The organism is Flavobacterium bomense (assembly GCF_003970355.1).
Map to the genome: position 1 here is coordinate 23,741 of NZ_RYDJ01000024.1, position 6,397 is coordinate 30,137.

5 protein-coding genes and 1 pseudogene are annotated in these 6,397 nt (G+C 30.1%); 3 read left to right on the forward strand and 3 right to left on the reverse strand.

Going from position 1 to position 6,397, the window contains the following annotated elements; genetic code table 11:
- Window positions 1-130: 130 nt before the first annotated feature.
- The 3 genes and pseudogenes from EKL98_RS14835 to EKL98_RS18175 all read left to right on the forward strand — a co-directional run.
- Entirely contained in the window at window positions 131-694 is a 564-nt protein-coding gene (locus EKL98_RS14835; protein WP_233589449.1) for a helix-turn-helix domain-containing protein, read from the forward strand.
- Window positions 691-1,833, forward strand: a complete 1,143-nt coding sequence (locus tag EKL98_RS14840) for a tyrosine-type recombinase/integrase (protein WP_126563015.1) — start codon at window positions 691-693, stop codon at window positions 1,831-1,833. Before EKL98_RS14835 ends, EKL98_RS14840 begins: the two co-directional genes overlap by 4 nt.
- 509 nt (window positions 1,834-2,342) lie before the next feature.
- Window positions 2,343-2,414: pseudogene (locus EKL98_RS18175) on the forward strand (transposase); the annotation flags it as partial.
- Window positions 2,415-3,107: 693 nt separating this feature from the next.
- On the opposite strand, the gene EKL98_RS14850 reads toward EKL98_RS18175, so the two are convergent.
- From EKL98_RS14850 to EKL98_RS14860, 3 genes are read right to left on the reverse strand one after another with little or no spacing between them, the layout of a single operon-like run.
- Complete coding sequence (locus EKL98_RS14850) at window positions 3,108-5,015, reverse strand: alpha/beta fold hydrolase (protein WP_126563016.1); 1,908 nt, start codon at window positions 5,013-5,015, stop codon at window positions 3,108-3,110.
- A 1-nt stretch (window position 5,016) separates the two neighbouring features.
- Window positions 5,017-5,664, reverse strand: a complete 648-nt coding sequence (locus EKL98_RS14855) for a 4'-phosphopantetheinyl transferase family protein (RefSeq protein WP_126563017.1) — start codon at window positions 5,662-5,664, stop codon at window positions 5,017-5,019.
- Window positions 5,664-6,293: a condensation domain-containing protein gene (locus EKL98_RS14860; protein WP_126563018.1), complete on the reverse strand. Its 630-nt coding sequence runs from the start codon at window positions 6,291-6,293 to the stop codon at window positions 5,664-5,666. The genes EKL98_RS14855 and EKL98_RS14860 overlap by 1 nt, the downstream gene beginning before the upstream one ends.
- Window positions 6,294-6,397 lie beyond the last annotated feature (104 nt).

The window sequence follows — 6,397 nt, forward strand, 5'->3', positions numbered from 1 at the left end:
GCAGATAGTTTGTTCCTTTTTGTACCATTATTGTACCACGAAAATAATTTTCCTTATTGATTTTTCTTTGGCGAAATTATGACATACAGAGAGACACATAGACACAATGGGACACAAAATTAGTCACATTATGAGTTCTAACATTGAGGTTATCAGAATTTGTGAGCACTGCAAAAAACAGTTCACAGCCAGAACAACGCGCACACGATATTGTTCGCACATTTGCAACAGCCGTGGTTATAAAGCACTGGTGCGCAAAGGAAAAGTAGAAAAAAGCAATAACGAGATCGTTCAGCTTTTAAACACAGATTTGGAAAAAATAAAGCCACTTGAGTTTTTAAAAATTACTCAGGCAACTCTTCTTTTTGGAATCAGCAGAAGTACGCTTTACAGGTTAGTTAACAATGGACAGCTGGACATTGCAAAGTTTGGCAAACGAACTGTTATCCGGAGATGCGATCTTGAAGCTTTTTTTGCAATTCCTGTACAGGATGTAACCTTGAAAACTGGACAGCAATTTCCTGGTTTTGACAATTGCTATACTATAACGGAAATTCAACAGAAGTATAATATTTCTTCAGGAGCGCTCTATCTATTGATTCAACGGCAGGGTATAGTAAAATATTCCGTTGGAAAATTCACCTGTGTAGCCAAACAGGATATTGATATAATTTTTAATGCTGGGGAGAGATGAAAAATATAAACGTTACGCTAAGAAAAAGAACCCTTCCAAGTGGTAGGATAACATTATATCTTGATTTTTTTCCTCCGATATATAACACTAAAGCCCGTAAATTTTCCCGCAGGGAGTATTTAAGTTTATTTTTGGTTCCAAAACCAAAAAGTGCTATTGAAAAGGCTTTGAATTCCGAGAATCTATATAAAGCTGAAATTATCTGTGCAAATAGGTTTAATGAAGTAAATAAGCCGCAGATCTACAATCCTTTTGAGCTGGAGCAACTTCGTCTTAAAGAGATTGGCGAAAAATCATTTCTGCAGTATATCAAGCTTGTTGCAGAGCATAAAACGGGTAATAACGGTGATATCTGGACTTATGCCATTATCCACTTTGAAAATTTTCTTAAGAATGAGGATATACTGATACAGGATATCGATGTGACTGTTATAGAAGATTTTAGGGAGTATCTCTTAAAGGCAAAATGTATCAGGAAAAAGGGTAAGTTTTTAGCTCAGAATACAGCTTTAACTTATTTCAATAAGATCAAAGCTACTCTTCGAAAAGCATACAAAAAAGGATTGCTGCAGACCGATGTTAATGCGGCGGTTGAAAGCATCAAGGAACAGGAGTCCCAAAGGAATTTCTTAACCATGGAAGAAGCTTCAAGGTTATTTAGGACACCCTGCAAAAAAGAAATTGTCAAACGAGTAAGCATGTTTTCTCTGCTAACAGGAATACGATATTCCGACATTACAAAACTTACGTGGGAAGAAGTGCAGTATAGTAAAAGCGAAGGGTATTACATAAGATTTAAGCAGCAAAAAACTGACAAACCAGTTACCCTTCCTATTTCCCAGGAAGCATTTGAATTTTTAGGTGAAAAGACAGACCAATATAAAAGAGTCTTTTATGATTTAAAAAAATGGGATGTTGATCGCCTACTGCCTATTTGGGTTAAAGCAGCATCAATTGAAAAACATATTACGTTTCACTGCTTTCGCCATACATATGCAACATTACAGATGGCCGCAGGTACAGACATTTTCACTGTATCTAAAATGCTAGGACACAAAAACATAAAAACCACTCAGATATACACCAAAATCATTGACGAGAAAAAAAGGGAAACAACAAATAAAATCTCATTTAAATAAAATATTTTTCAATACTCTAATAAGCATACAATATTCTTTTGGCTTTCGTTTTTTAAGGCGACCGTTTCAATCACTTTCTAGTCGAAAGCCAATAATTTTTACTACCTTTTTATTCGAAAGACCGACAATAATTCTACGACTATGAAAGCCAGCTTTACAAAACATTTTTAGCATTCATGAAAAAGACTATGCTAACTTTATACTCAAAATTAAAGATATTCTAAAGTGGGAAAACGTCGGATAAGGCAACCATAATTCCATTATGCTTTTCAAGTTGACGGAGTATTATCTTTTTCACTATACTTATCACAGCCAAGATAACTCTGCTTTTTTTATGCAAAAGAAATAGCTAGCAAATTAGTAGCCATTTTATGAAAGACAACATCCAATCCACTGCAAACAAGGTAAAAATCAACAACATAACTTTTAATCACAGTCAATCTTAAACAATTTTGATAATATGAAGTACAAATGCTTCATCTGAATCTTTCAATGCAAAAGTAAAAGCTTTTAGATCGCAATTTAGAGGAGTGAGAAATATAGATTTCTTTTTGTTCAGATTATCTAATCTTTTTGTCTAATCCCTAACTTTTAAACCTGATCCTCAATTAACACATTTTACATATTAGATATCAATAACTTAACCTCTATTTTGTGGCACATTTTTTTTAAAATTTAAAAGTTCCATGTAATTTTGAGTGTTTTTGAAAATTTTGGAGGAACAGGTAGAAATAAAAAAACCTACAAATCCTAAATTTGCATGTTTTTAGTAAGATTGTGGAACTTTATAATATCATTCCTAAAATAGGTGGTGGCGATGAGGGGTTCGAACCTATTGGTTCTAACCCTCATAAACGCTAATGTTTTTATTTTTGAGATTAGAAGTGCCACCAAAGTGCCACAATTATCATCTTTTATTTCCAATATATCTTAAAAAAGCTCCTGCATGAAACTTATTGAATTTTAAAGAACGTTATAATCCATAGATTGAGAGCAAATTTACTATTTATTCCTGAAATTCTCATTTTGGAATGGAAATTATTATTAAAATTTTGTTCCATTAAAGAAATTAAAGTGTTTGTTTGAAGGTAATTATCTTTTGCAATATTAAATTTTTTAACTTATGCTCCATACTGTTTATTGTCACCAGAAAAAGAACAAAGCCCTTACGATCCTGTAAATGCTTTTTTTACCACTGGCTCTACCTTTTCCTTGTTTATCTGGAAGTACAAACATCCTTTTCACATTCACTCTTAGACATTACAACTTTAACATCATAAAAAATTCCAACTAATAAAATAATAATGAATTATTCCTATGGACAAAAACATCATAAAGTATAATGGAATATTATTTTTAAATACTTTGATTAAAGAAATAATAAAAGTTATGATTGAAAGGAATAAGGATATTTTATAAATAATAAAAGCAAAATTCCACGATGAAGATAAACCAAAAGCCAATAAATAAAAATTATCATTCATAGTATTGTATACTCCTAATGCAATTGAAACGACAAAAATCAATAATGACATCGAAGTCAAGAAAAATAAAAGGGTAGTAATATTGGATTTATTTTTCTTAACTATCATTTTTGTTAAAGAAAAAATAGATAGTACAAAAATTATTAATAATGAAACTAATAATGGGATAAAATAATACCATTGTTTAGTATTTATATCGCCGGTCATACCAATAATTCCGTTGTTTAATGTAATATTTGTTTTAAATTTGATTTCTTTTTTATCAAAATACTGCCTTAGGGAATCTGTTATCGGTTTATTTTCAAAAAAATTATTGATTATAAAGGAACCTGATCTTGTAAAACCTAAGCCATGACCGTAAGTATATCCGTTAATTATTTGCACATTTTGATTGAAATTATCAGCTGTTTTTTTTGCAAAATAGCTTGGTGTAATTGGATCAAAACCTCCTGAAAGTATTAATACCTTGAACGGATTATTATTTCTCAAAGACAAAATATTTTTTGTATTTTTTTCTTTCTTTTTCCATTCATTACAAACATCAAAATCAGATTTGTAAAAAGATATACCCCCGTGAAGTTTATTGTAACTGGATGAAATAGAATCATATTTTTGTAAATTATTGAATGGGATCACCTCATTACAAGTAAAACAAAAATAAGTACCATAATTTAAAGAAAGTGCCCCTGAAAAAGCCTGAACAAGACTTGCTAGTGTCGCGGTATTCCTTTCTCTAAACTGATAAATTAATAATGGTATGACTTCAATTAATCTTTTATCATAAAAAGATTGTTGGATAGCTGTTTTATAATCTTCAGCATTATAGGTAAACTTTCCTGACGGAATAATAGTTTTATCTACATCAACTGTAATAGGATTTTTTTCTAAATTAGTAATATTACTATAATAAACATCCTCTAAATTAGGATATTGTTTATTGTACTCTGAATTCTCTTTACAACTTTTAAAAAGTTTATTTAAACTCAATATATAATTCTCAGTATTATTAGTATAGTATTCAGAAATATCTGGTATTGAAGAATCTAAAACCAATGCACGAATATCATCAGGGTAAATCTTAGCGTAATTCTGACTGATGTATGTACCATAAGAAACTCCATAAACATTCCATTTAGAAATTTTCAATTCCGTTTTTAAAGCATGTAGATCATTAATAACAGAAATACTGTTATAAGAATTCAAGTCAATACCTTTATCAATCATATCTTGTTTACATTCTAACGACACTTGAACCTTGTCCTTTACATCTTGCTCCTTAGATTGGTTTTTTGATAAGATTTGAAATAACTTTTTACCTAAATCAGGACATAGTTTTGGTTCTGAAAAACCAGTTCCTCTTAAATCAACCAATACAATATCATGATTTTCCCTTAACGGATGGCTAACCCAAAATGATATTCCTTCAATAGTATTTCCTCCAGGTCCGCCCTGTATGAATACAATAGGTTCTTTCTTAAGATCTTTTTTACATTTTAAGACACTAACAGCCAAGGAAATTTTCCTTTCATCTGATTTATCCCAATTTTCAGGAACAGTGAAACGATACCAGTCGATCTTTTCTTTTTTTAAATCTTTAGAGTCTGGAAAGTACGTTTTTGTTTTTTCCAATTTTGTTTGCGAAAAAGCTACTGTTGAAATTAAAAAGAAGATTAGAGTAAAGAATTGTGTTATTTTCATTTTATAATGTGTTCAAATTTAATTGTTCTAAAAGAACGGTTTCGTGTTTTATTTTGTCACTATTTGCTGCTATACAGCATTGATAATTTTTATCAATAAAAATCTCTTTCAAATAGAATTTTTCATTTTCTATGATGCATTCATTATTTGAAATTTCAAAAGATTTTAATGGAATTAGCAAACCTTTTCCATGAGCTTTTATGACCGCTTCCTTTTCAGTCCAGTACGAAAAAAAACTTTGAACAATATTCTTGGAATTACCTATTCTGTAAAATTCATTAAATGTCATTTGCGGTTGAAAATCCAGATAGTTAATTTTTTTGTCTAAAAATTCCACATCAATTCCTATAGGGAAATCTGCAATAATACATGTTACCAATGAACTAGTGTGTGATATATTAAAATATATATTGTTACCTTCTAAAAAAGGCTTTTTATCAGAGTGATAGCAAATTTCAAAATTTTTTATGTCATAAAAAGTGTTTAGCCCATGTTTCAAAAGTATTCTTCCCAATAAAGATAACTGAGCGTCCTCCCATCTTCTGTATTTTAGGATTTTTTCTTTAAACTCTCTTGTACTGATATCTAGATATCTATTTAAAAGATCCTGATGGTTTTCTTCTTCTATAAATGCATATAAAATAATCATTAAAAATCAAAACTAAAATGAATCATGTTTTCTAACTGTCTTTCTTTTAAGGTAGATAAATCAATCTCCTGAATGGTTTTGTTTGGAGTTTCATAAATCACATTGGTTAAAATCGTTATTTTTTCCCATATTGTTTCCAAAAACTTTTCGTCGATATTCTCGTCATACTCTATCTCACATTTCAATCCTGCACTTTCATAAAAATTGAATACTACAGGAAATCTTGACTGTGTAAAATACATTGGTTTTCTTTCTAAGGAAAATTCCCCAAAATCAATAATAGGCTTTGATAGATCGTCAGAGTGCTGATATACAAGCAAAAAATCAGTTAATGAATTAAGATTAACATTAAAAGGAATATTCATATTCTCTTCCAATAATAAAAAATTCTTTTGGCTCCTTTTAACCAGCGAAGCTAAATCTGCACTTTCTTCAACCCGCAACTGATAAGGAAGTGTTTTTATAAACATCCCAATACTCACTTCTAATTGTGGATAATTTCTTCCGCTAAAAACGGTTCCCAGAATAATTTTTTGTTTATAAATTGAATTTAATACCACACTTAAAATTGTCAAAATCGTAGAATATAAAGTTGATTTATTTAACTGTGAAAACTCTTTTAGTATCATATATTCATTAAGAGTAAAAAGAAAAGTCTGGACATGCTAACTTAGCCATCACATTAAGTTAAGAAATAATCTTAATTTTAGCCTATGAAACAAGTCCGCAAAAT

Bases quoted from the DNA above. Each gene is read 5' to 3' on its own strand.
- EKL98_RS14835 (WP_233589449.1), top strand. From the start codon at position 131: ATGAGTTCTAACATTGAGGTTATCAGAATTTGTGAGCACTGCAAAAAA.
- EKL98_RS14850 (WP_126563016.1), bottom strand. From the start codon at position 5,015: ATGAAAATAACACAATTCTTTACTCTAATCTTCTTTTTAATTTCAACA.
- EKL98_RS14860 (WP_126563018.1), bottom strand. From the start codon at position 6,293: ATGATACTAAAAGAGTTTTCACAGTTAAATAAATCAACTTTATATTCT.
- EKL98_RS14840 (WP_126563015.1), top strand. From the start codon at position 691: ATGAAAAATATAAACGTTACGCTAAGAAAAAGAACCCTTCCAAGTGGT.
- EKL98_RS14855 (WP_126563017.1), bottom strand. From the start codon at position 5,664: ATGATTATTTTATATGCATTTATAGAAGAAGAAAACCATCAGGATCTT.